Genomic DNA, 24,330 nt, shown 5'->3' on the forward strand with positions numbered 1-24,330 from the left:
AGGCAGCCTTCGGGCTGCCCGTGTTTTTTTTACTTTTTTATCTAACGCTTTTTTTCATTATGGCTAAGTCGGTTGTTTCTTCCCAAACCTACGATGATGGTGTTGTTTCAGCTGAGGTTATGCGGGTGCTGGCCGAGGAAAAAAAGCTAGTCACGCCCATGCGGATTGTGTGGTTGCTGGTTGCGATCGCAGTCCTCGTCTACGCAGGTCAAAAAAGTGACCTCAGCTTTGTGGAGCTACTTCAAGGTGCTGGCAATATGGTGGAATACATTAGCCGTTATTTCCCGCCTGACTTTACCGACTGGAAGTTTTATCTGTCCGATATTCTAGAAACCATTGGCATGGGTCTCTGGGGGACCTTAGTGGCTGCTATTGTGGCAGTGCCCCTATCAGTGTTCGCCGCAGAGAATGTTGCCCCGGCCTGGATGGTTTTTCTCACCCGCCGTTTTTTGGACGCCATGCGGGCGATTAATGAAGTGGTATTTGCTCTGATTTTTGTAGTAGCGGTGGGCTTAGGCCCTTTTGCCGGGGTATTAGCCCTATTTGTGCATACGACAGGCACTTTAGGTAAGTTGTTTTCTGAAGCCATTGAAGCCATTGATCCTGGTCCCGTAGAAGGGATCCGAGCCACCGGGGCATCCAAACTACAGGAGATTATTTTTGGTGTGATTCCCCAGGTGATTCCCCTGTGGACCTCATTTACCCTTTATCGATTTGAAGCCAATGTTCGGGCTGCATCTGTGCTAGGTATCGTTGGCGCAGGTGGTATTGGTGTCTCTCTCTATCAAAGTTTTCGTGCGTTCAAATATGGCAAAGTTTCTGCCATTCTGATTATTCTGATTTTAGCAGTGGGGCTCATCGATACCGCTTCATCCAAGATTCGTCAGCGATTGATTTAGTCGATCCCTCCCAGTTAAAAATGGCTGTGCTATTTGCAGATAGCTATCGTATTGCCAATATTTAGACAACTTTTAGGGCTGAAAAACCTGCCAGAAAAAGCCAAAGATGATCCCCGGCTGTCATCACGGGAATCATCTTTTTGTATATGGAGTTCATCGAACTTGAGAACAATTGGAGCACAAGCGTTTAAAACGTATCCCCTGTTTGCACTATAGGGTACTTGGGATAGTTGATGTAGGCAGCTGAGTTGGCCCTAGGCCTGGTTACTTTGCAGCTGCTTACGTTTGCGGATAGCAGCAACACCCATGCCAACTAGACCAGGTAAGAGCGCAGGACTAGGAACTGCAGTGGGGGGAGTGCCGCCATCAGGAATACCAGGAGTACCAGGAGTGCCAGGAGTGCCGGGAATCCCAGGCGTGTCAGTAGGAAGCTTCACAATGGACTTGCCTAGAACAACTGTTGGCTCTCCATCATCACCAGTAGTATCTAATCCTTCTGCAATCATCCATATGAGAAGTGCCAGGGGAATACCGTATAGCCAATTACTACCCGTACTGCCTACCTGGGTTCCCTGGGACAGCAAACTAGGAGAGTTTGATCCAAAAGAAGATTGGCCATAACCAGTTGATGGAGTATTGAAAGACGAAAGAGAATTTAATGTAGGTGAGCTATAAAAGCTACTGCTACTAGACCGAATGCTAAATGCTTGAGCAGGCTCAACTGCCGAAATTAGTGATGCGAAAACAGCACCAAAAGCAACACAGGAAATTCTTTTGAACATAATCATCTAAGCAAAGAAGAACAACAAAACCACAAGATTTCTAAGACTCATAGATGGCAGACGACTTTAGAATCAAAACCTAGTAGAGGCTACACGTCAGAGGATTGCAATTTCTTAAAGTGGGATAGATACTGTGATTACTCAAACACTTTTCAGTCTCTATTGCTTTATTCGAAAAATTGCATAAGTTTCAGAAGGATAAGAATCAAAGTGTCTTTTCATCATTAAAACTTGACATGCTGCTAGCCATATTAGGTATCAATATTTAGATAGCTTAAGCTTTTCCCTTAAAGAGCACTTTATGAGTAGCCATATCGATAAATGATTGGAATAAAGATCTATCGATGAGCCATTAGCGTTACCCCGAGACTTACCTAAATGCAGTTTGATGTCTTAGCACTGTATAACAGATGGTTTTGTTCATTCGAAAGTATTAATGTGGTTTGTTTAAGCGATCTTTATTTTATTTGATTTATTGCCGCTAATTCCTTGTTATAGGCCTTATCCCCTTTAGATTCAGGTTGAATTCTCATTATTTCAAATTTATGCCATTAAACTCATCATCTTGCTTATTTAATTAGATTTTATCAGCTTTTTAGCTGATAAGAATTTGTTTTCTGACGCTAAAATGAAGCCTAAAGAACATACTAGGGGTGTGGTAAGCTGTTGGCTCTATGATGTTCTTACCATGGGCGAAAAGTTGTGATATCGGCATCATATGAAAACTAGTAAAAAGGAGAACGATGTCTCTTACCACATAGAGACATCGTTCTCCTCGAAAGATATAGGTTAGAGTTCTCAGCTAAAAATGAGATCAGGCACACTACGGCTTAGGTCAGTTCGCTTTGTAATGCTTGGCGTTTAGCTACATATTGTTGTAAAACCTGGTTGTGACCATCTAGCTGACGTTGCATTGTGGCATACTGTCTCAAGAGACTGGCTAGCTCAGTACGACGTTCAGTAAGTTTTGCCTCAATTTGGTTTAGGGTGCTTTGCTCCATAACCAGCATTTGATGCTGATGAGACAAGTCTACTAACTCTTGTAGAGGAGCTTGATAGCTAACCTCTTGCCAAATGGGATCAGATGATTCCTGGCTGGCTACATACATATAGCTTGCCAATGCATTTTGGGCTATCTGTCGCAGCTGACTTTCAATCTGATAATAAACTGCGTACAGTTCACCTAGCTGAGTGGTGTTGATTTCAGGATTGCTAAACTCATTAGCAATGTCGTTCTCTAATATCTGGAGCTGTTGCAAATATCCCTGATAGTCGGCATCTGCTTGTAACAGACCAGTGATGTGGCTAACTTCATCAGATTCCAGGGCCAGAACAGAAGTTACATTGGAGAATTTTTGTTCGAGCTGTTGCGATCGCACTGTTAGCTCAGCCTGTCTACGAGATAAATCACTGCTGCGATAAGCCAAAACAGTCCGATGTTTCTGTAGATTTTGAGTTGTATGCTTTGACTGGAACAGCTGCATTTCTGTCCTGAGCTGACGGACCTGATCCTGGAGGTCAGGCAATTGTTGATCGATAAACTCCAGACCTTTGCAGGTACTGTCTTTGCAAGTACTATCGCGGTCAGCCGAACTAAACGCTGCATTAGTCTGAGCCTGGGGCGTCACAATGGGTGGTGTCGATACTTTAGTCTCACCATCAGATTCCGCTTGCTTAGTAATCGTATCTGTAGTGTTTGAGGCAGTTGTATCGGTCTGCCCCCAGAAACCCGCTTCGGTATATTGCATAAGGGCACCGGCAGAGCAAACGACCGTTGCACCAAGAGCCAAGGCCGTATGATATTGCCATGCCGTAGACGATTGAGATGGTATAGACAGGTCATCTGTCCAATATCCTAATTTGGAAGCAAGGGTTTGGGGGGAGCGATAATCTTCTTGATGTTGGTAGAGCGGTTGGTCATCCTGGGGATCGGCCAATAGCCATTGCCAGGACTGGATAGAATCAGCAATTTTATACGAAGAAGTCATACCAACGAAGACAGAAATAACGTGACTTGGCTTATAGACTTCTACAGAGATTTTAGAAAATGTCCGGGTATTTATACTAAATAAAAGCCATGGGACAAATCAACTGTAGGTAAAATGCGGGTATAAATACTCTATAAATATCAGACAACTGACGTTACAGGCCACATCTTAGGACTTGGATAACTTTCGGCACTCTTGCTCAGCTAGTTTGTCCTGAGTGGAGGCATAAATGCTGTAAATCGTGGCATTTAATCCTTATAAAGCTATTCTGCAGATTAATTCCTAATAGGATCAGCCATCCCAAAAATATAAGCATCTGATGAAGTTAATAAAGCTTGTGTAAACCGAGCCTTTTCTTTCCAGATACTGCTGGTGTTGCCAGCAATAATAGAACAAATCGAATACGAAATTATAGTACGCAACAAGTTATTCGCTGATTGGATACACTGCAGGTTTCTGTGATTTTTAAGTCCTTAGATTGAGACAGTAGCCCATTGTTTTTAAAAGGGTACAGATACCTATCTTTGATCTCAATAACTTTTGCGTTATGCGACTCTCCACATACTCTCCTACCTCTTTACAGGTAGTTGCTCTTTCGACACATTGTTCTGTCTATAGCAAGCGTAAGCGATGCATAGACATACTTGGTGCGTTGTTGGGACTATCAATTACCTCGATCTTATTTTTTCCCATTGTATTGGCCATCAAGTTAGATACACCTGGTCCTATCTTTTACACACAGCAACGCTGTGGTCTAAAAGGTAAGAGGTTTAGAATCTTGAAATTTCGTTCTATGGTCACCAATGCTGAACAGATAAAGCACTTGGTAAAGAACGAAGCCGATGGGCACATTTTCAAAAATCGAAACGATCCCAGAATCACTCGAGTAGGACAGTTTTTAAGAAAAACTAGTCTAGATGAGTTACCACAGTTTTTTAACGTATTACAGGGAGACATGAGCCTGGTTGGGACTCGTCCTCCCACCTCAGATGAGGTAGAGCAATACTCTAGCTTTCACTTTCAGCGTTTGAACATCAAACCAGGCATGACTGGAGAATGGCAGGTATACGGACGTTCCAATGTAGAAAATTTTGATGAAATTGTGCGGATGGATCTGAACTATCAACGAAAGTGGTCAGTAGGCTATGACCTTTTGCTGCTTTTGAAAACCATCTTTGTTGTTGTGGGTAAGCGGGGGGCTTATTAGCACCAAAGCTATAGAATCTATACCTAACGGGTAATAGCTTGACAGACTTACCCAATTAACAATATGTATGTTTCCCTGAAAAATAACTGCCAAAAAGTTTGTCTACATAGTTGTCATCTATCCTCTTTATTATGACAAGTCTTCCTCGACCGTTTCCTTCTAAAGCTGCTCAGTCTGCCCCTAGCTATAGTAGTCCTTCTGCAGGTCAGAATATTTGCTTGATTGTTGGACTTACCTGCCTATTTGGTTTTCTAGTGGATACGTTGGTATTAGGGACACCTCCTGCTCCCTTCTCTTTAGAGTGGCGGGTAAATTTATTACAGCAGATTGGCGATCGCAGTATCATTCTACTGTTTTCCGCTGCTTTATTGATGTATGCGTTTCTTAACCAGCGTCAGCTAAAGCGTTTGTTAGGATTTGTTTGCTTGGTATTAGGCGTAGCCTTTATGCTCTCCTGCATTTTGGTTATTCGTGACAGCCTGATTTTACAAAGTGAGACGTTGCAAAATATCAGTAATCAGGAGCAGCAGGCTCAATCCCAAATCAAAGAAGCCAGAGAGGGTAGTGTAGATTTACCAGAATCAGTTACTCCCGAACAATTGAAGCAAGCGTCTCAGCAACTCTCTAGTCAAGCCTCAACCCTTAAGCAGAATGCTCGTCAGGGTATTACAAAAGCAGGTGTAGCGAGTATGGGAAATCTAATTGCAGTTGGTTTTGGAATGCTGGGGCTTGGTCGGCTAGGGATCAAACGAATATAAATAAATTTCGATTATTCGACTGATTGTCTTAGAAAACACAACGCGATACAAACCCAACAGCCTCCACATTGTTTAATGTGGAGGCTGTTGGGTTGATGCTATCAATCTAGACAGGGTCTGCACACGGATGGTGTCTCTAGTAATCTCTAGTGAGTTAATCACTAATTGTGAACGTTTTTTCACTCAGCCAAGAGAGAGAGCATGACTCTTTATGTTGCGCTAACAAAAGTGTCACCTATAGGCTATATATGAGCTTCATAAGTTAGAGCATATGACTAAGAGAGCTTACAGAGCCTCTTTTTTACGGTCTTGTATATGTGTTTCATACTCAACTCGACATAGACAAGATTTCTCCCTGTCACTTGTGCGATTCTGACAGACACTTCTAAGTTAAACGGAAAGTGAATAAATTAGCTCGAGAAGGCTAGAGCTAATTGTTTACGATTTCACCCGCTTTGGTGAGCCCTTGATTGACAAGGCACCATCGAATCTTACTGCTGATGGTATCACGACCAATGTCAATCGACTGATTATACATTTAAGGATTTATCTTTTCTTTCTAATGACTTTTCCCCGGAGCAGATGGCATATTTTTAGTAAATTAATAAGTCGAGTGCTGCGTCTAAGAAGATTTTCCTATTAGACATAGAAGGAAAGATATTCAAGTTCTCTAAATTTGCTTAGGACGTTATCTAGATCTATATCTAAGACAGATGAATATTATGCACTTTATACGGCAGCTTAGCCAGCAATGTCTTGAGTGGCTACGAGTTCAAATAGAGACTCATCATGGTCGAATCGTTTTACTGGGTCTTGTAATTGGCCTACTATATTTTCCCTTATGGATTCATGATTTAGTAATTCGCTCCATTAGCGGTTCTACCGGGTTGGTTCTTATCTCCTGTGCTGCTCTAATGGGATTGATTCCCTTATGGCAAAAACGCCAGGAGCTAAAACAGCTAGTTGCTTCTGAAGAAGATCGGATTATTGGTCATCTGATCATATTGGGAAGTGTGGTCATGTTCCCATTTTTTCGGGTAGACATGTGGGCTCAGGCATTAATTTGGCTGTTTATTATGGGTGGGATCACCCTAAGCACCTGGGGCACTACATTCTTTGTTAAGTATCCACTGACCACATTACTCATTCCCATGACGGTCTACACTCGTCCTGGGATTATTGCCCAAGGAACCTGGCGTTTTCTCATGCCGGAGAACTTCCTAGAAAATATTATGGCGGCTGCAAGTACGCAAGTTTTGCAGTGGATTGGTCAGCCTGCTATTGCTCAAGGACGATTTATTACCATGCCTACTGGCGGTGCAGTAGAAGTTGCCTGGCGCTGTAATGGTTTTAATATGGCAGTGGCTATGGCCGTAACAGGTTTGCTGCTGGGAATCTTTTTCAAACGTACACGATTACAGATTGCGCGCCTGATACTAGTGGGTGCCGCTGTTGGTTTAGTATTTAATGTGCCAAGGATTATGCTGATGGCACTAGCCCATGCCTATTGGGGCGAATGGTGGTTTGACTTTTGGCATGGTTCCTGGGGTGCACAGATCTTTGTAGGTGTGCTGTTTACGGTCTACTACTACACAGCAATGGCAATGGTAGATCGGCAAAAACGCAGCCTCAAGAAAGTTTAGATATAGCGGTTCCGGCTTGTTTTGAACACACCTTGATAGTGCCAACCACTGAAACCTCAAAACCGAGTGTATTCAGTGCGAATGAGAACCGCTATATAAACGGCTGCTCGGAGCTATAAGGGCTCGTCTGGAGAGGCGTTTATTGAGAAAATCCGATTTTTTTCGGATAGGTAGTCCTAACCTTTGAAGAAAGTTATAATACTGCATCCTTATTGGGGATTGTATTTCTGACTCTAAAGAGTATCGTTGTTACTCTTTGAAGAGAAATGGGGGAAAGCCATATCTATGGCATAGCTAGGTTCTTTCAAGATAAGTAACGAATAAAACTTGAGAAAACCATTAGCCACATCAGTCTGGACGTAATGTGAGCCAATTAAGTTTCTGGCCTTATACGATAAAACTCTCACTTGCAATCTAATATCTTTACATAAAGCCCCTATGTCTTCTCAGATGCTAGATATACCAACAACAGCAATTATCTCCACTGCGCCAGAGCAAATTGCATCTGAGCTGGGCGGGGAAGCGGTTATTCTAAATCTGGCCACAGGTATGTACTATGGCCTGAATGAAGTGGGTGCAAGAGTTTGGGAGCTAATTCAACAACCTTGTACATTTGATAGTATTCTTTACAACCTCCTCGAAGAGTATGACGTGCAACCTGATCTCTGTAAGCAAGACCTGACTAAGATTCTTGTGGAGATGAAAGAGGCCTGTCTAATCGAGGTAAGTAATGAACAAACTGCATAGACTACTCAAACTGCCAGGAAATGAGTTCAGAGTCTTACTCTACAGCTGTTTGCTCCTAAACAGTATCCGGTTAGCACTATGGTTGTTGCCATTTAATTTTTTAAGACAGAAGTTAGCACAACTCTCCTCGGTGTGGATATGTGAGGAGCAACCGCAGTCAGTTTCCGTCGGGTTTATCGTATGGACTGTTAATGTGGCTGGACGCTATACCCCAAGTGGGGCTAAATGTTTGGTGCGGGCATTAACGTCACAGCTACTGTTAACTCGGTATGGGTACGTCCATCAGTTCCATATTGGTGTTGCCAAAGGGCCTGCTAATACCCTGGAAGCCCATGCCTGGATTGAGTACAAAGACCGAGTCATTGTTGGCTGGCTACGTAACTTGAGCCGATTTAAATCGCTTTCTACTGAGGAAGCAAAACAATGAGTGGAATTGCAGGCATTTATCACTTTGACCAGCGTCCAGTTGTGCCTAGTGAGCTGTACCAAATGATCAATACCCTAGCGCATCGAGGACCTGATGGATCTGACACCTGGTGCCAAGATTCTATCGGTCTGGGGCATCGCATGTTGTGGACAACACCAGAATCACTCCATGAGCAGCTTCCTCTGGTTAAAGGCGATCTAGCTATTACTGCAGATGCTCGCATTGACAACCGCGACGAACTAGCGCAAGTATTACCTTTGCCTGATCGACCTTTGGAAAAGATCACTGACAGTGAATTTATCCTGGCAGCGTATGAACAATGGGGCAGTGACTGTCCGGAGCATTTGCTTGGAGCATTTGCCTTTGTTATGTGGGATAGACAAAAGCAGCAGCTATTCTGTGCCCGTGACCATTTTGGAGTAAAGCCTTTTTACTATTACCATCAGCCAAATCTTTCTTTTGCTGTTGCGTCAGAAATTAAAGGTCTTCTGTGTTTAGACTGGATTCCTCAGAAAATTAATGAGATTCGGATTGCCGACTATCTGTCCCTGATGCTTGACGACAAGGTAATTACCACATTTGAAGACATTTTACGATTACCCCCTGCCTCTAGAATGTGGGTAAATGCGTCAGGTCTCAAGATTGACACCTATTGGCAACTAGATCCTGACAAGGAGCTAACGCTAGAATCAGACGAAGCCTATGCAGAGGCTTTTCGTGAGATTTTTACTAAAGCGGTCAGGTGTCGATTAAGAAGTGCTTTTTCAGTTGGATCCCATCTAAGCGGTGGTCTTGACTCTTCTTCAGTTAGCTGTGTAGCCCGTAAAATCCTGAGTGAAACAACAGGAGAAACACTGCATACGTTTTCAAATATTTTTGACACGGTCAAAGAATGTGATGAACGCCCCTATATTGTCGAGGTATTAAAGCAAGGCGGCTATACACCCCACTACATTCATGCCGATTTGTTTGGTCCTTTAAGTGATGTGGATCAAATTTGGAACTATGAAGATGAGCCTATATTAGGCCCTAGTCATCACTATCCTTGGCGCTTGAATCAGGCTGCCAATGAGGCAAATGTACGCATTGTTTTCGATGGCTTTGACGGTGATACAGTTGTTTCCCATGGTCTAGATCGCCTACATGAGCTAGCATTTCAGCAAAAATGGCCAGAATTTTCCGAAGCTCTCGAAATTGCAAGTGAAAACTATAAGTCTCCCGTTAACCACATGCTGGCGTATTATGGTTTACCAGCTTTAAGGCAATTGAGCAAACGTGGACAGTGGTTGGCATTTGCTAAAACTGTTAACTATATTCACCATCGTTTCCAGTATTCACGTCGCAGCTTACTGATTAGACAAGGAATTAAACCAGTCTTCAATAAAATTTTACAGAAATTTTATCGAGTATCTGAGAAGCCAGTTGATGATTTGGTTAAAGTAGGTAAAACAGTTAATGCTAATTTTGCAAAGCAGATTTACTTAAAGGAGCGTATCGATAAATATACGCCCAAACCAATCGCACCAGGAGCAGTGCGAAGAAAGCATTGGCAGTCACTTACAGAGGGCGTGCTGTCAGTGAACCTTGAAGCGGTTGATCGTTGTGCAGCAGCCTTTGGTTTAGAGGCCCGTCATCCATTTTTAGATCGTCGGTTAGTTGAATTCTGCCTAGCTGTTCCATCTGACCAAAAATTCAGAAGAGGATTTGGCCGGATAATTATGCGCCAAGGGCTCAATAATATATTACCCAAAGCAGTGCAATGGCGGGGTGATAAAGCCAATATGACCGCTAATTTTGTAAATGGGTTACTCAATATAAATCACCCATTATTTGAGCAAGTACTAAATCAGTACCATCACTCTGTGCTTGGATATGTCAATCTTGACAATTGGAAAAACGCTTGGAAAAGGGTAAAACAATACCCCGAGTCGAATAAAACAGCTAATTCAATGACAAATGACTGTTTCATAGTGTGGCGAGCAACAGTACTGGCACTTTGGTTTAAACGTATATAGAGACACTTCATTGCCAAGACAAACGTTTATCTTGGCAGGTTAGGGCCGGTATTCCTGACTGTAAGTCCAAACCAGGGAGTATCACCAACTGTTAACTCAACTGATGTAATTCGAGGACACACAATGACTAAGAAGACATATACTCAGCCTAACCTGACAGCTTACGGTAGTGTACAAAAGCTAACCAAAGGTAGTGGAGCTGTCAACCTTGGAGATAGCGTTATTTTTACTAACCTGCCTCGTGGTGCAAATGATCTAGAAATTGAAAGTGTTGGTTCTGTAGACGTGACTATTGACTTTGAAGATCTGTTTTAGTGTGCAAAACCAACTCATGGGGAGCTATTGACCTTGGGAATAGTCTTATTCCATCCAACCTAGTTGGTTTCGATAGTTACCTTTGGCTATTGGGTTTCAGTCCTTCAGATTTGGAGTTCTTTATCAAAGACTGATCATGGGGGCTAAACCTTTTGATTAACTTCTGGGGGATTTAATAGACGGTAAATTTCTGTCCACTCATCCTTGTTGAGGATTAATAGGTAATCATTGCCTATTAATCTAGAAATTTGTTGAATGGATTCGAAAAGCATCTCATTAGATCCCCTTTTTTACTATGTTTTGATAGATTTGAGCATAGTGAATGTGTCCCCTTAAGTTGGTAGTAAAAGATAAAGATATTAATGGCTATATTGCTTTAGTACTTTGTTGCTATTGTTGTTGAAATTCATTATCTCAAGTCTAAGTAGACGTATTTTTGTAAATCATGTATTGTTACTCTGCTTATCAGCTATGTCTCCACTCAGAGATTCCGCTGTCAGGGCTACCTAACGCCAAAGGTGAACCAGATGTTATCATCCGCTTAAAAGATTCCAAGGAACAACCTAACCCTGACACAATTAATTCAACACAGGACATTTTTGGTCGGCTAGCAGAGATAGGGAAATTTCGCATCTCAGATGGAAAGTTGATTACGATTACTCCGTTTGAAGGGGTTACCCACGAGATGATTAGTCCTAATATCTTAGGAGGCTGTATGTCAGTTATCCTACGACAGCGGGGGTTTCTAGTTCTGCATGCAAGCAGCGTTGCAATCCAAGGCAAGGTGGTCGCATTCTTAGGGCATTCGGGTTGGGGGAAATCAACTCTGGCTGCAGCACTACATACCCACGGCCATAGTGTGATTACCGATGATGTCTTGGCAATTAGTTTAGAGAACGTGGAGAGTCCTAACGTTGTTCCATCGTTTCCTCAGTGTAAGCTTTCTCCTCAAGCGGCAGAGGCATTAGGCAAAGATCCAGCCAGCCTAGAGTCTCTCTATGCCCACTCCTCTAAACGGGCCTATCACTTGAAAACAGGATTCCAACAAAAGCAGCTGCCATTACAAAGTATTTATCTGTTATCTAAAGGCGATAGCCACAGTATCACTCCCCTAAGCTTTAAGGATGCGTTTGTATATTTGGTCAGCCATACCCGCGCTATGGATGTCTTGCGGGACAATCAGTCAATGCAGGTGCATTTTCAACAATGTACCCAATTGCTTAAGCAGGTATCATACCACCGCTTTACTAGAAAACCTGGTTTAGAAGAATTGCCTGATTTAGTCCGCATGGTAGAGAAACATGTGAAAGAAGTATCAGTTGAGAAATCAGGGGTTAACCTACCGTGCAATCTGGTAAAAAATTAGTTGCGCTTTTTAAGCAAACTCAGCGTTTAGTACCAGCCTTACGGTTAGTATGGCGTAGCAGTCCTGGTTGGACAATGGCTAAACTGAGTCTGCTTGTAATCCAGGGACTATATCCATTACTACAGATTTATTTGGTGAAACTGTTAGTCGATGTTGTGACTACTCAACCAGAGATTACAGCATCGCCACAGTTGTTAAGTCAAAGCAAGCCATTATTGATTGGTCTTGCTGTAGTGCTGTTGACTGGAATGATAGCTAATGCACTTTCAGAGCTAGTCACGTCGTCACAAGCCCAAAAAGTATCTGACTACATGCGTAGCATTTTGCATGCTAAGTCTGTTGAAATTGATCTAAGTTATTATGAGAATCCTCGCTATCACGATACATTACAGCGGGCTCAGAAAGAAGCGACCTACCGCCCTAATCAAATTTTAAAGCGGCTAGCACTAGTTGTTCAAAACAGCATTTTATTGGTTGCAATGTTGGGGTTGTTATTGACCCTCCATTGGGGTATAACCAGCGCCTTATTGATTGCAATTATACCAACTGTATTAGTTCGAATATACTATACGCGTAAGTTATATGCTTGGCAGCGTACCTGGACGCCTGTCGAACGGAAATCAGTTTATCTTTCCTGGCTATTAACAGGAGAACAATTTGCCAAAGAAATTCGCTTGTTTGGTTTGGGCGAGTTGTTTAGTCAGCGATTTAATCGGTTGAGATCGCAACTTTACCGAGCAAAGTTTAAGTTAATGGCTTGGCGTTCGCTCTCGTTTTTGGCAGCCAATTTGATTGCGGGAGTCATGATTGGTGCGATTTATGGTTTTATCCTTTATCAGGCTCTGCAAGGAGCTTTAAAGTTAGGAGATCTTGTCCTATATCATCAGGCGTTACAGCGAGGGCAAAGTGCACTTAAATCATTCATCGCCGGTCTTTCTGGGTTGCATGAGGATAATTTATTCCTAGCCAATCTGTATGAATTTCTAGACTTGCATCCCCAGATTGTAACGCCAGCGCAGCCAAAGTTCTGCCCACCTGTAAAAGATCAGGGAATTACGTTTGAGCAGGTTAGTTTTGGGTATGAAGGAACGTCTCGTCAGGCCTTAAAGGGGCTGTCATTTACTGTAAAACCTGGTGAAACTATTGCTCTGGTTGGGGAAAATGGCTCAGGGAAGACAACTCTGATTAAACTATTATGTCGCTTATATGATCCAACTCAGGGCAGGATTACCCTAAATGGCGTTGACTTACGGGATCTAGATGTTGCTCATTTACGTCAACAGATTAGCGTTGTTTTTCAAGACTATGCCAAGTATCATCTTTCTGCTCAAGATAATATTTGGTTAGGTAATGTGCACCTAGAACTACAGGACAAGCGCATTATCGAGGCTGCTCAAAAATCTGGAGCCCATGACGTGATTACCCAGCTACCTGAGGGGTATAACACCATGCTAGGTAAGCTATTTCATGGTGGCGAAGAACTTAGTATTGGCCAATGGCAAAAGGTCGCCTTAGCCAGAGCTTTTTTGCGTCAGTCCCAGGTGATTGTGCTAGATGAACCCACCAGTGCCATGGATCCCAAGGCTGAGTATGAACTCTTTAGTAAGTTTCGTGAGTTAATTCAAGACCAGTCAGCAATCCTCATTACCCATAGACTCTCTACGGTGAAGATGGCCGATCGGATCTATGTCATGGACAAGGGCCAAATTATAGAAAATGGCACCCATCAAGAACTAATGGACTATCAGGGTGCCTATGCCCATTTATTTAAAATTCAAGCTAAAAACTATTGGTAGTTAGGGTGTGAATCACTGACTTATTTAGAATAATTACCTTGAAGGTTCGTGAATATCTTAAATACAACTGATTTAGAACCAGAAATTGTGTTGCTACTGTGCTGTGCTAGACAGTCTTTAGGGGATAGCTGTCAGCATCAAATCCAACAATTAGTCAGCCAAAATGGGCTGGACTGGAAGAAAGCGATTAAAATGGCTCGGTTTCATCGACTGTTACCGTTGCTGCATAAAGTTCTTCTATCCATGGTGCCTGCAGAGCTACCAGATTGGGTGCTCGCAGAGTTACATCAATATCAGCTGAGAAATATAGGAAATGCCTTTTCTCTCGTTCAAGAACTAAGGGCCTTTTTAGACATTTTAGACACTCATCATATCAAGGCCATTACGTTTAAGGGGCCCGTGACGGCGGTCAGCGCCTATGGCGATTTATCGTTGCGTGTCTTTGGTGATCTGGATCTATTGGTGCATCCAGATGATTTACTAACGCTTAGGGATATCGCCATCAAGCATGGTTATACCTGCGATAAGCTGATGGCGATATCAGAAAGAGACTGTTTGGCAAAACTAACCCCTCAGGAGCAGGCAGCCTATTTTCAGACGCAGAAAGAATTTAGCTTGTTTAATCCTGAAAAACGTATTTTTCTCGATATTCATCAGGGCATTTTAGCCAGACACTTTTACCCCCTATTTGATACCCGGTGGATCTGGAACCATACCCAAATGGTTGAAATAGGGGGTAAACAGGTGCTTAGCTTGACCCCAGAGGTTCAGATTCTTGTTTTATGTGCCCAAGGGGCTGAGGACTATTGGAATCAGCTAGGTAAAATCTGTGATGTGGCCATGCTAATGGACAAACACCCCACATTAGATTGGGACCACCTGCTTGAACTATCAGACGATCTGGATGTTTTGCGCAGGCTTCTATTGGGACTGAGTCTGGTGCAAAATTTGTATGGAGTGGATTTACCTGAAAGCGCCCAAAAGAAGATTCAAGAGTCACCGGTCATTCAAACTCTGGTGCAGGAGGTTCAGCAAAATATTCTCTTAGGTAAGAAAGCCAACGTGGACTCGCGATTGACTATGAGGCGTGTGATCCATCAATTTCGGCTGATGGCTGATTGGAGAAATCGAGTCTACTTTGTGGGGGATTTGATGCATCCCACCCTTGCCGATATGGCCGCCATGCCGTTACCAAAATCCCTATTCTTTTTCTATTATCTATTCCGTCCCCTGCGCTTAGTACAAGAAATCTTTTGCCACAAAAAACAGAACAGTACTGTATGACAGGTGCTCCTCTATTTTTGCAGCGATGGTGAGAGCGCAGCTGATTAATGTTAGTGGGCGACTAACTCCAGAGTGGTGCAATCTCTATCTGAGGTGGCGTGGGGCATTGGTTTGAGCCAGCTGCTTTTCTCGCTGTTCTTGCCAGCGTAGGCCTAGCAGACAAGCAATGGTAAGCATATGACCGGGTTCTTCCATCTGGGTCAAAATGCAGCCAAATACAGCAGTTGACAGCAGTAGGAACTTACCAAGGTCGTCTACGCAGACCTGTTTCCAAACGATAAAACAGATGAGTAGGTAGGCCGTCAGTCCAATGATGCCCCCGTCCCCCCAGATGCCAGCCCAGGTAAATAGGGGAAAGTAGATAGTAGACTCCTGGGGCAGGTAGCTGTCAAAGACCACACGGAAAACTTCGGATGATGCCGGATGAATGGTGGCCCCAAGGGGCCCCAGAAGACTGGCATAATCCCGCATTACCCAGCCACCAAGGCGAGTTACGGTATGCCCTGGCCCCAGACCAAAAAACCAGTTTAGGGGAGATTCAAAGTGGGTGGGAATGATTCTAAAGGCGGCAAATTTGGTTTCTGCTGCTAAGCCATCCCATCCCCAAATGGGGCGATTGATCCAGTTTTGATACGGGCTGAGGATTTCGGACTCTAAATTTAGCAGTGCCCAACTAAAGGCAGCGATGAGTAGGACAAAGAGTGAGAAATAGACTAAGAGCTTGGCCGGTTTTTCTATTTTGGTTAATGCTAGCAATCCCCAACCGACTACGAGGGCTAAAAATACTTGCTTGGAGTCAGAGACTTGAGTTTGATAGATTGCTCCCACCAGGGGCAATAGTCTGGCCCATAGGGGCAGGTGTTTGAACTGATTGAAGAAATACAATCCCACGTAGAATGAAACTGTACAGGCGATGTAGTTGGCGGCACTACCGCCCCCGCCACCAAAGACGCCGCCAATGTTGTCCTGCAGGGTGCCACCATCGGGTTTGGGGTAAAGACCGATGGGGAGGAGGATAGACTGTGCGATCGCAAGCAATAAATTAAACGCAGCAAACCCCAAAACCCAAGACTTAAACCGCTGCAGTCGGTCGCCAGACAGCGGTAATGCAATGATTGCCGCCAGGAACATAAAGGGTTCCACTTGGAACAAAAATTGCAGCGTAATATTGACGATGCCAGCCCTGTTGATCATGGCGCTAGCCATCATACAGATCAGGAAAATAACTATCCCGGTCAACAGCTGCCACACCACATTTAACCGTTTCTTGTCCCGTGTTTTGGACGTAAAAATGGTGATTAAAAAGGCACTGGGAATAAGCCCAAAGTGGACAAAGTTGATGATAGCTGGGACCCCCATAGAGGCCAGAAGACGGGGAAAAAATGCAGATGCAAACCCCACTAGTACAAGGGTTATACTGCCAATTCGTCCCTCAGCAGGAGGAGGCGTATTTAATCCAGAAAGCTGCAGGCGATTTTGCATTAATCGGGCGGATTTAAATCTGGGGTAGACGTTGTTCTAGTGCTTGAACTGTGGGCCGTTCTCACCCCACTCCAGCGCTACAATAATCGATAAAAATCAAGTAGCTGCTTCGATATGGTCGGTTTAGAAAACCGGTTGTCTACAGTTTGCATTTGCCGAGAGGTATCGGATAAAACCGAAGCCATGGTATTGGCTAGGGGCATGGTTTCTTGACGATCGAGCGGGAAGTAATGACACTTTGAGGAGCCTACTTCACGAAAGATGGAAATATCCGAGCAAACAGCTGGACAGTCCAGGGTGAGGGCTTCTACCAAGGGTAGGCAAAACCCTTCCGTTGCTGAGGGAATCACAAACAAGGATGCATGCTCATAGAGCCAACGCAGTTCTCCGTCGGATAGTCCGGACAGAAATAATACCTGGTTCTCTAAATTTAGCTGGGTGACTAGCTGTGTCAGGTTTTCGGTTTCAGGTCCAGAGCTGCCGATAATCAACAGCTTGGCCTGAAGCTGATCGCGCTGATACAGGGTACTGTAGGCTTGAATCAGGAGATCCAGGTTCTTATTTTTGCGGTGCTGGGCCACGGTCATCAGGAAAGGATCGTCAGGAGATACCTGGTGGGGCAATTGGGCATTAATTTCTTCAAAGTCAACAACGTTGTAGACAACGGTGGTTTTCTTGGTGTCTTTGACCGTTGGGAAATAATCTTTGAGGGCATCCAGGGTGCAGTTAGAGACACAGGTGAGACCGTCGCTATTTCGAATGCACTGCTGGAGAAATAGCTGATTAAACCAGACGCGGGGATAGCCAAAGTTTTCCGGACACTCGTAGGGATAGAGATCATGGATGGTGGAGACAATGGGACATGGGAACCACTGACGCACAAAGGGAAAGGGAAACGACATGTGAATCATGTCAGGCTGTCGCTGCTGTGCTATCTGAGGCAGACCAAATAAAAACCAGCGGTTGCGCGCCAGGGAGCTATTTTTGATATCCACATCCACCAGCTGGATTTTTGGGGAGTCTAGCTGAAAGACCTCGTTAAAGTAGTCACGCTGCCAGGTGCCGATTAACAACGTGACGCGCGTAACTTCTGCCGTTGCGGCTAAACACTGGGCCAGATTGACCGCGTGGCGACAGACCCCCGTGGGTTTGGTCGGACGATGGAGGGCTGGGATCAGCACATGCATAACGAGAAAGGGAGAGAAGGACGTGGGCCGTTATACCAAATCCAAATTCGGTAAACCTGATTCAAAATAGATCACTTTGTAGGGGCAGGTCTTGTACCTGCCCTGGGATAACGGATGCCATCGATCAGGATTTTATATTAAGCCGTCACAGGCACACCTTTAGACGTTGTTTCATACAGGGAATTTAACTGCTGACCGACCGCTGTCCAGCTAAAGGTTTCATCGACCAGCTGGCGACCGGCCTGGCCCATCTGGTGGCACAGAGCAGGATTGTGAGAGAACTGCTCCATGACAGCCGCTATATCTCGGACAGACTGGTCGGGCTCTTCAGCCGCGATCTTAAAGCCGGTTTGTTCAGTTATTTGGACAGCGGGACCACCAAGGTCTAGGCAAATGACAGGACGACCGGAGGCCATGGCTTCGATACAGACCCAGCCGCCGGAGTCGTGCAGGCTAGGGTGTAACAGAACATGGCTTTCGTTGAGCCGGTCTAGGGTCTCGTCTCGGGAGAGACGACCCCAAAATTTGACTTGGTCGGCGACACCGCAATCAGCGGCCAACTGCTTGAGGGCATCGGCTTCTGGACCATCGCCCACCAGCCACAATTCAGCATTGGGGAGATTGGCCTGGGCAAAGGCGCGAATGCCGAGATGGAAACCTTTCCAATGGAGCAGACGACCCATGCTGATAAAGCGTAGAGGTTCTGCCGGGGGCAGGCTGTGCTGCTTGAGGACATCGATTTCTTCTTCTAGCAGCCCGATAGCGGAAACTACTTCCACATCTTTTGCACCCATTTTGTAGAGGCGCTGGGCGGTATCGCCGGTGGTAGCGCGAACTATGGCGCTGTTGCGAATGGTGTGGGCGACTAGAGGATCTTTCTCTCCCACTTTACGAATGGCGTCCCGAGCAAATTCGTAGAGGCGAGCGCGGAGGCTAAAGTCTCTCCAGAATTTGGATGGGGCGGATTCTCCACCGCCCACAGGCCCCAAGATAAAGGGGACCGGCAGGGTGGATAACAAACTGGGGGAGGAGTATTTTACGAAGGTAACGTGGTGGATCAGATCAAAGTTGAGTTCCTGGTGTAAGCGTTTGGCGACAAAGTAGGCCTGAATCTGCCATAGGTAATAGTGGATTTGCATAGCCCCGGACTGTCCCAGGGACAAACTGTCTTTCCAGAATGGCAGGGTGAAGTAGACAAAATGGAGGTTGGGGACGGGGTTGTCCGCCAGCTCGGCTTCGATGGCCTCTTTGCTTTCGTCGGGGCGAGTCAATACCCAGACTTCGTGGTGCTTGGCTGCTTCTTTGGCGACATTCCAACCGACGCCTCTCTCTGAGCCTTGACCCGGTTCACAGGAATAGGCAGAAATCAGTATTTTCATGTCAATATCAGTTGGGGCTAGGGGCTTACAAGTTAGCTGGAGCTTATGGATAGGGGTAGATTGTTATTTTTAGCAAACAGGGATTCGTAAACCTGAGCGACCTTTTCAGCGGTTGCTTGCCAGGTAAATTGTTGGGCTCTTTTGAGACCTCTTTCTATCAGGGTGTTGCGATAGTTGGAATCGTGGTACAAGGTTTGGACGGCGGATGCGATCTCATCCGCCTGACTTGGATTTACCAAAATCGCGGCATCACCGGCCACCTCAGGCATGGCTGACACATTAGATGTGATCACTGGGGTCCCCGTGGCCATGGCTTCTAGAATGGTTAGACCAAATCCCTCCAGGAGGGAGGGCGCTATCAGTATGTCGGCAGCGCCATAGAGCTCGACCAAATCTTCGGGGGCAGGTTTACCCAGATAGACCACCGATGATTCCAGGTTATGTTCTTGGATATAGGTCTTTTGTTCATCTGTAAAATCAGCACTAACCTTCCAAAAACAAACTGGCAGCCCCTGTTGCTTTAATTTTCTAACCGCCTTCAGAACGATCAGAATATTTTTGCGAGGATGGTTGGAGCCGACATTGAGTAAACACAGGGTGTCAGTAGCCATGCCATGGCGCTGACGGATAGAGGTCACCACATCGTTGGTAATTGGCTGAAAGAGAGGATCGACGCCATTGGGGGTGACGGTAATATGGGTGGAGGGGATCTCCAACAGCTTAGTCGTCTCCTGGGCCGTGGCCGTCGATACCGAGACGACGTGGTCGGCCTGTTTCATCCCATGAACGGCCCATAGCCAGAGTCGTCTACTCACCAGCGGTAGCTGGATTGAGCCCTGCAGATTGTACTGATTGTGAAAGTTGATCAAGTCGTGGCAGGTAACAACGACCTTTTGGCCTGACTTGCGTCGGAGTCGGTACACCGCATGGGCTTCAGCAGGGTCAATGATGTGATAAATATCTGCCTGCTGCCGCTGAATTGTCTTAGGAAAATTCCAAAACCGTTCATAGGCTTTGTGAGCCCTTACCCATACCGAGCCACTGTTACGGTCAACGGAGTGAGGTTTAAGGTCAACGATGTCCCAGCTAGGTCTCACCGCGCGCAGACCTTCGACGAGGCCCGTGGCATAGGCATCCATACTAAACTCGGCCATCGTTCGAGCAATGACAACACGCATAATGCCCCTAAGCCTCCGATGTCGTTGATGTTGCTATCGGCCTATGGGAGAGAGAGAGGGGGACTGCAGGGGTGTTTAGAACAGTTTGCCATAGGGCATATAGCCGTTGTGCGATCCGCTTGTGGGTATAGTTTTGCTGCGCTCGCTGCCGACAAAAGTCTCCCATGGACTTCCGAAACTCTTCATCGCGTACAAGCTTGGATAGGATTGTGGCCAGACCATTGGCATCATTTTCTGCAAACACCAACTCAGGATTGTTAATCACGTTGGGAATTTCACCGCAGGTGGAGCCCACCGTGGGGATGCCTATGGCCATGGACTCGATCAGCACATGACCAAATTGTTCTTTCCAGGTGTTTACGCTGCGGGAGGGCAGTACCAGCACATCGAACTTGGCCATTTCTGCTGGCACCTGCTCGTGGGTCACCGCCCCTAGCCAGCGGACGCAGTCCTCCACGTCCAGATCTTTGGCCATGGCTTCTAAGTCTTCCTGAGCCGGTCCCGACCCACAGATAGTGATCTCAAAGGCGAGGTTCTGTTGTTTCATTTGTTGGGCAGCTTTGAGCATCAGATCAATGCCTTTTTCAGGAACGATCCGACCGAGAAAGCCAATGTTGAGTTTTTCATTGCAGCCAGTGCTCAGTGCGGGTGAAAAAATATCTTCATCCACACCCATCTGGGGCATGACTTCGATGATGCCTTGATAGCCCCATTGCTTTAGCAGCTGTCCGCCGTCACGGTTGCCTGCCAGGATGACAGAGGCGGTACACAGAACAAAGTCACGGATCCAGCGCCGGGGCAATGGCAGCTCTCGATCCATGTTTTCCCAGCCAAAAATCACCAAGGGTAGCCCCAGTAAACGAGAACAGATAGCCAGTTGCAGGGTACACAGCGAAAAGACTTCTTCTTCCACTTGAAGGACATCGGGTTTGAACTGGCGAATGACTTGCCAAATTCTCAAGGGGTTAAAGACATAGGCTCCCCCCCGTCCAGAAAACAGAACTTTGCTGGGGAACATTGTTATGTTCGAGAACGGGGTTTCTAGAGAAAGAACCCGTTCCCAACCCTGGGAGCACCAGGTTTCAGGGGTGAGCAGCCCTACTTCGGCCTTGTCGGTAATGGCGGCTAGTTTGCCCTGGTTGATGCCTACCACATAGGTATGGCTAATAAACAGAGCTCTTAGGGACTTTTCAGTATCTTGAGAACAGTCCTGGGACGTCTCGTCAGGGCGGTTTCTACGCAGGATATTCATGAGAGAGTGTAGGGGGCGGGGGCGTTGATTGGGCATAAACAGCCAGTGAATGGCTGGCTTGGCCAGGGACAATGGCAGTAGACCTACCCAAATAAACCAGAGACTAAAGAGAATGCGTTTAACCAGGGACTCGTTGGAATAAAGCCAGAGGGATTGAACGCCCCAAAGTGCCAATAGGATGGCGTTATCGTCAGGGACGGGGTGTTGTTCAGGCTCTAGGCGCAGGGAAACAAGGCGAGACCAGACGGAGCCAAACCTTCGGATTTCAAGGTTGTCGGGCACTTTGCATCCGAGGGAGGGCCCAGTGGCTTTGAGCAGGGCACAGCGCTGCAGATCATGGGCGATAAAGCGACGAAACCGACTGCTATCCAGCTCTACCAATGCCCATTGATTGCTGTCATGGATACGGTATGCACCCAGTTCTTCTTCGATGGCGACAACTTCACCGTATAGGGGAATCAAGGCTGAAAGATAGTCGTCTGAGGTGGTATTAAACTCCACCGGGATGGGGAACATTTTCTCCATCACCTGGCGGCTGAGAGCATTACCACTGGTAGGAACACTTCCATAACCGCTGGTTTGGAGGATTTTATTGCGTAGATGACCGCTGTCTAGGATACCTCCCTGGGGAAAGAAGAATCCTTTGGGATTGCCATCTCCATCGATCACAGAGAGACGATAGTGGACTTTGGCGATACCGGGACGCCAGGCTTCGACGACGCGCTCTGCAGCCTGGGGGTGTAGGTAGTCATCAGCATCCAAAAAGATGATGATATCGCCTGTGGAATGCTTAAATCCGTTGTTAAATGCGGCACCTTGTTTGCCGTTGGCTTGCAGAATTGAGATGAAGCGCACTGATGAGACAGTATTTGCACGATTGCAATACCCACGAATTATTTGACGGGAGCCATCAGTGGAACCATCATCAACAACGATTACTTCCACATGGGAATATGTTTGAGCTAAGGCACTATCAATTGCCTGAGACAGAAAACGTTCGTAGTTATAGTTGTTAATAATGATACTGACAGAAAGAGGCTGCTGCATGATATGTATCGTTTTTATATCGACAGACGTACTTGCAATCCAAAACAAAGTTTCTGCAGTGGGTAACAGATATCCCCGATTGTCACTATCCACTGTTTCTCAATAGGGAGAAAATCTGTCGTTGCTGATCCTCAATGTGATTTAATCTGAAGGATGTTGAAGGATGTTGGTAGATAGCATCTCTAAAAGATTGGTTTACCCTTTAAATCAGCAACGGCAATTTCTATAGCAGTAGGCACTAAACCCCTAATAATATCGCCATGATAAAATCTCTTTAGTCGATTTTTAGGCTTAGGTGTGAACGCTAATTTATCGACATAGGACCATTACTTTTATGGATTAGAAATGCTAGTATAGATATCTCTACAAAAATCGTTTTAATTCCTAATTATTTTTGCTTAGATGTAAAATTAATGCAAAAATAAAAAACGGTTGAAACTCTAATGTATTTAAATTTTTGACCTATTACCTATACTGAGAATAAACCTGAAATCAGCATTAAAATTCAGGAATTTAAAAGCTCAGATATAGACTAGAAAATTCTTCCAGTATTATAAAAAATATTTTTTTGGTTAAATCAGTTTTGAAAATCTAAGTTTTGCCGAGTAAACGATAGCCTTGGGGAATATAGTTGATCGTTCTGAATAAGATAAGCTAGCCTGGCATTTATGGATGATTTCACTATAGTTGAAGTCATTTTTTCTAACATGCCAATGTAAGCAAATTGCCTTGGACAGTAATTTGCTACTTAACTTTGCCAACTCTGGATAGTTTATACATAGGTAATAGGCTGTAAATAGTAGTATTTCGCAATCAGTCTTCTGCTTCTTCGTAATTGCTTGGGTTGTATATAGGTTGTTGGAATGGAATCTAAATACCCCGAGATAGTCTTCGGATTTAATACCAACCCCTAGCCATACTGCAACTATTCTGAGATAGAAATCACAAATTGCTAGCCCCGAAATACCTTTGACCTCTGGTAATGGGAAAAACTTGCTTAAAAGTGATCGAGAGAAACAAAGGTTAGAGGTGGACGGTGCAAAGTATGGTAGCTCTGCATTACATAAATTGGCTTTGAAATCGATAGTTTCAAAGTCAATTTGACTCAAATCTTTAGCGTGTTGATTGTAAAGATCCGTCAGAGTATCATCGGTGATGTCCGCTGTCTGAACAGGGGCTGACTCGTGAAAAAACCAATCAATGTCAGGATTGGTGATAAATACATTGGCAACTTGTTCAGCCCTATTCTCAAAAACCAGGTCATCGGCATCGAGTAAACAAATGATGTCGCCATTACTATGGGCAAAGCCCGCATTAAAGGCTGAGGCCTGTCCACCATTGTCCTTAAATACAGGGGTAATCTTATCTCCATAGCTGCTAATAATGTCCCGTGAGCTATCTTGGGAACCATCATCAACAACGATGACTTCAACATTGTCATAGCTCTGATTGAGGGCACTATCAATAGCCTGTCCTACAAAAGAGCCGTAGTTATAGTTGTTGATGACAATACTGACTAATGGTGGCGTATTGTTCACAGCCATATTAATAAAGTTAGCGATACGTTAGGGTGAAATG

The 24,330-nt window shown here is 45.1% G+C and carries 19 protein-coding genes; 11 read left to right on the forward strand and 8 right to left on the reverse strand.

Features of this window, described 5'->3' with window-relative positions; translation table 11 throughout:
• Positions 1–59: 59 nt before the first annotated feature.
• Positions 60–899, forward strand: a complete 840-nt coding sequence (gene phnE / locus IXB50_RS04735) for a phosphonate ABC transporter, permease protein PhnE (RefSeq protein WP_215607796.1) — start codon at positions 60–62, stop codon at positions 897–899.
• 254 nt (positions 900–1,153) lie between these two features.
• On the opposite strand, the gene IXB50_RS04740 is transcribed toward phnE, so the two are convergent.
• Positions 1,154–1,681 carry a PTPA-CTERM sorting domain-containing protein gene (locus IXB50_RS04740; RefSeq protein WP_215607797.1) on the reverse strand — a complete coding sequence of 176 codons (528 nt, stop codon included), beginning with the start codon at positions 1,679–1,681 and terminating at the stop codon, positions 1,154–1,156.
• An 830-nt stretch (positions 1,682–2,511) separates the two neighbouring features.
• On the reverse strand, positions 2,512–3,669 hold the full coding sequence (locus tag IXB50_RS04745) for a GumC domain-containing protein (protein ID WP_215607798.1): 1,158 nt from the start codon (positions 3,667–3,669) through the stop codon (positions 2,512–2,514).
• A gap of 547 nt (positions 3,670–4,216) precedes the next feature.
• Between IXB50_RS04745 and IXB50_RS04750 the strand changes: the two genes are divergently transcribed.
• From IXB50_RS04750 to IXB50_RS04795, 10 genes are all read left to right on the forward strand, one after another.
• Positions 4,217–4,876 (forward strand): sugar transferase, encoded by a 660-nt coding sequence (locus IXB50_RS04750; protein ID WP_215607799.1) that lies wholly within the window; start codon positions 4,217–4,219, stop codon positions 4,874–4,876.
• A gap of 131 nt (positions 4,877–5,007) precedes the next feature.
• The gene (gene hpsJ-C / locus IXB50_RS04755) at positions 5,008–5,634 is read left to right on the forward strand and encodes an HpsJ-like protein, cyanoexosortase C-associated (RefSeq protein ID WP_215607800.1); all 627 of its coding nucleotides are present in this window, start codon (positions 5,008–5,010) and stop codon (positions 5,632–5,634) included.
• A 722-nt stretch (positions 5,635–6,356) separates the two neighbouring features.
• Positions 6,357–7,277, forward strand: coding sequence for a cyanoexosortase C (crtC, locus tag IXB50_RS04760; protein ID WP_246564097.1), 921 nt, complete (start codon positions 6,357–6,359; stop codon positions 7,275–7,277).
• 438 nt (positions 7,278–7,715) lie between these two features.
• Positions 7,716–8,024: a PqqD family peptide modification chaperone gene (locus IXB50_RS04765; protein WP_215607802.1), complete on the forward strand. Its 309-nt coding sequence runs from the start codon at positions 7,716–7,718 to the stop codon at positions 8,022–8,024.
• Positions 8,008–8,451, forward strand: a complete 444-nt coding sequence (locus IXB50_RS04770) for a lasso peptide biosynthesis B2 protein (RefSeq protein ID WP_215607803.1) — start codon at positions 8,008–8,010, stop codon at positions 8,449–8,451. The genes IXB50_RS04765 and IXB50_RS04770 overlap by 17 nt, the downstream gene beginning before the upstream one ends.
• Positions 8,448–10,466, forward strand: coding sequence for a lasso peptide isopeptide bond-forming cyclase (locus tag IXB50_RS04775; RefSeq protein WP_215607804.1), 2,019 nt, complete (start codon positions 8,448–8,450; stop codon positions 10,464–10,466). Before IXB50_RS04770 ends, IXB50_RS04775 begins: the two co-directional genes overlap by 4 nt.
• A gap of 123 nt (positions 10,467–10,589) precedes the next feature.
• Positions 10,590–10,781 (forward strand): hypothetical protein, encoded by a 192-nt coding sequence (locus tag IXB50_RS04780; protein ID WP_215607805.1) that lies wholly within the window; start codon positions 10,590–10,592, stop codon positions 10,779–10,781.
• Positions 10,782–11,226: 445 nt separating this feature from the next.
• Positions 11,227–12,147 (forward strand): hypothetical protein, encoded by a 921-nt coding sequence (locus IXB50_RS04785; RefSeq protein ID WP_215607806.1) that lies wholly within the window; start codon positions 11,227–11,229, stop codon positions 12,145–12,147.
• On the forward strand, positions 12,126–13,943 hold the full coding sequence (locus IXB50_RS04790) for an ABC transporter ATP-binding protein (RefSeq protein WP_215607807.1): 1,818 nt from the start codon (positions 12,126–12,128) through the stop codon (positions 13,941–13,943). Before IXB50_RS04785 ends, IXB50_RS04790 begins: the two co-directional genes overlap by 22 nt.
• A 48-nt stretch (positions 13,944–13,991) precedes the next feature.
• Positions 13,992–15,227, forward strand: coding sequence for a nucleotidyltransferase domain-containing protein (locus IXB50_RS04795; protein WP_215607808.1), 1,236 nt, complete (start codon positions 13,992–13,994; stop codon positions 15,225–15,227).
• Between the two features lie 84 nt (positions 15,228–15,311).
• On the opposite strand, the gene IXB50_RS04800 is transcribed toward IXB50_RS04795, so the two are convergent.
• From IXB50_RS04800 to IXB50_RS04830, 6 genes are all read right to left on the reverse strand, one after another.
• Positions 15,312–16,709 carry a hypothetical protein gene (locus IXB50_RS04800; protein ID WP_215607809.1) on the reverse strand — a complete coding sequence of 466 codons (1,398 nt, stop codon included), beginning with the start codon at positions 16,707–16,709 and terminating at the stop codon, positions 15,312–15,314.
• A gap of 77 nt (positions 16,710–16,786) precedes the next feature.
• The gene (locus IXB50_RS04805; protein WP_215607810.1) at positions 16,787–17,896 is read right to left on the reverse strand and encodes a glycosyltransferase family 4 protein; all 1,110 of its coding nucleotides are present in this window, start codon (positions 17,894–17,896) and stop codon (positions 16,787–16,789) included.
• A gap of 137 nt (positions 17,897–18,033) precedes the next feature.
• Complete coding sequence (locus tag IXB50_RS04810) at positions 18,034–19,275, reverse strand: glycosyltransferase family 4 protein (protein ID WP_215607811.1); 1,242 nt, start codon at positions 19,273–19,275, stop codon at positions 18,034–18,036.
• Between the two features lie 32 nt (positions 19,276–19,307).
• Positions 19,308–20,453, reverse strand: coding sequence for a glycosyltransferase family 4 protein (locus IXB50_RS04815; protein ID WP_215607812.1), 1,146 nt, complete (start codon positions 20,451–20,453; stop codon positions 19,308–19,310).
• Positions 20,454–20,460: 7 nt separating this feature from the next.
• A complete protein-coding gene (locus tag IXB50_RS21995) occupies positions 20,461–22,845 on the reverse strand; it encodes a glycosyltransferase (RefSeq protein ID WP_326520724.1) in 2,385 nt (794 codons plus the stop codon).
• Between the two features lie 479 nt (positions 22,846–23,324).
• Positions 23,325–24,296, reverse strand: coding sequence for a glycosyltransferase (locus IXB50_RS04830; protein WP_215607813.1), 972 nt, complete (start codon positions 24,294–24,296; stop codon positions 23,325–23,327).
• Between the last annotated feature and the right edge of the window lie 34 nt (positions 24,297–24,330).

Source organism: Leptothoe spongobia TAU-MAC 1115 (genome assembly GCF_018739885.1).
GTDB lineage: Bacteria > Cyanobacteriota > Cyanobacteriia > Phormidesmidales > Phormidesmidaceae > Leptothoe > Leptothoe spongobia.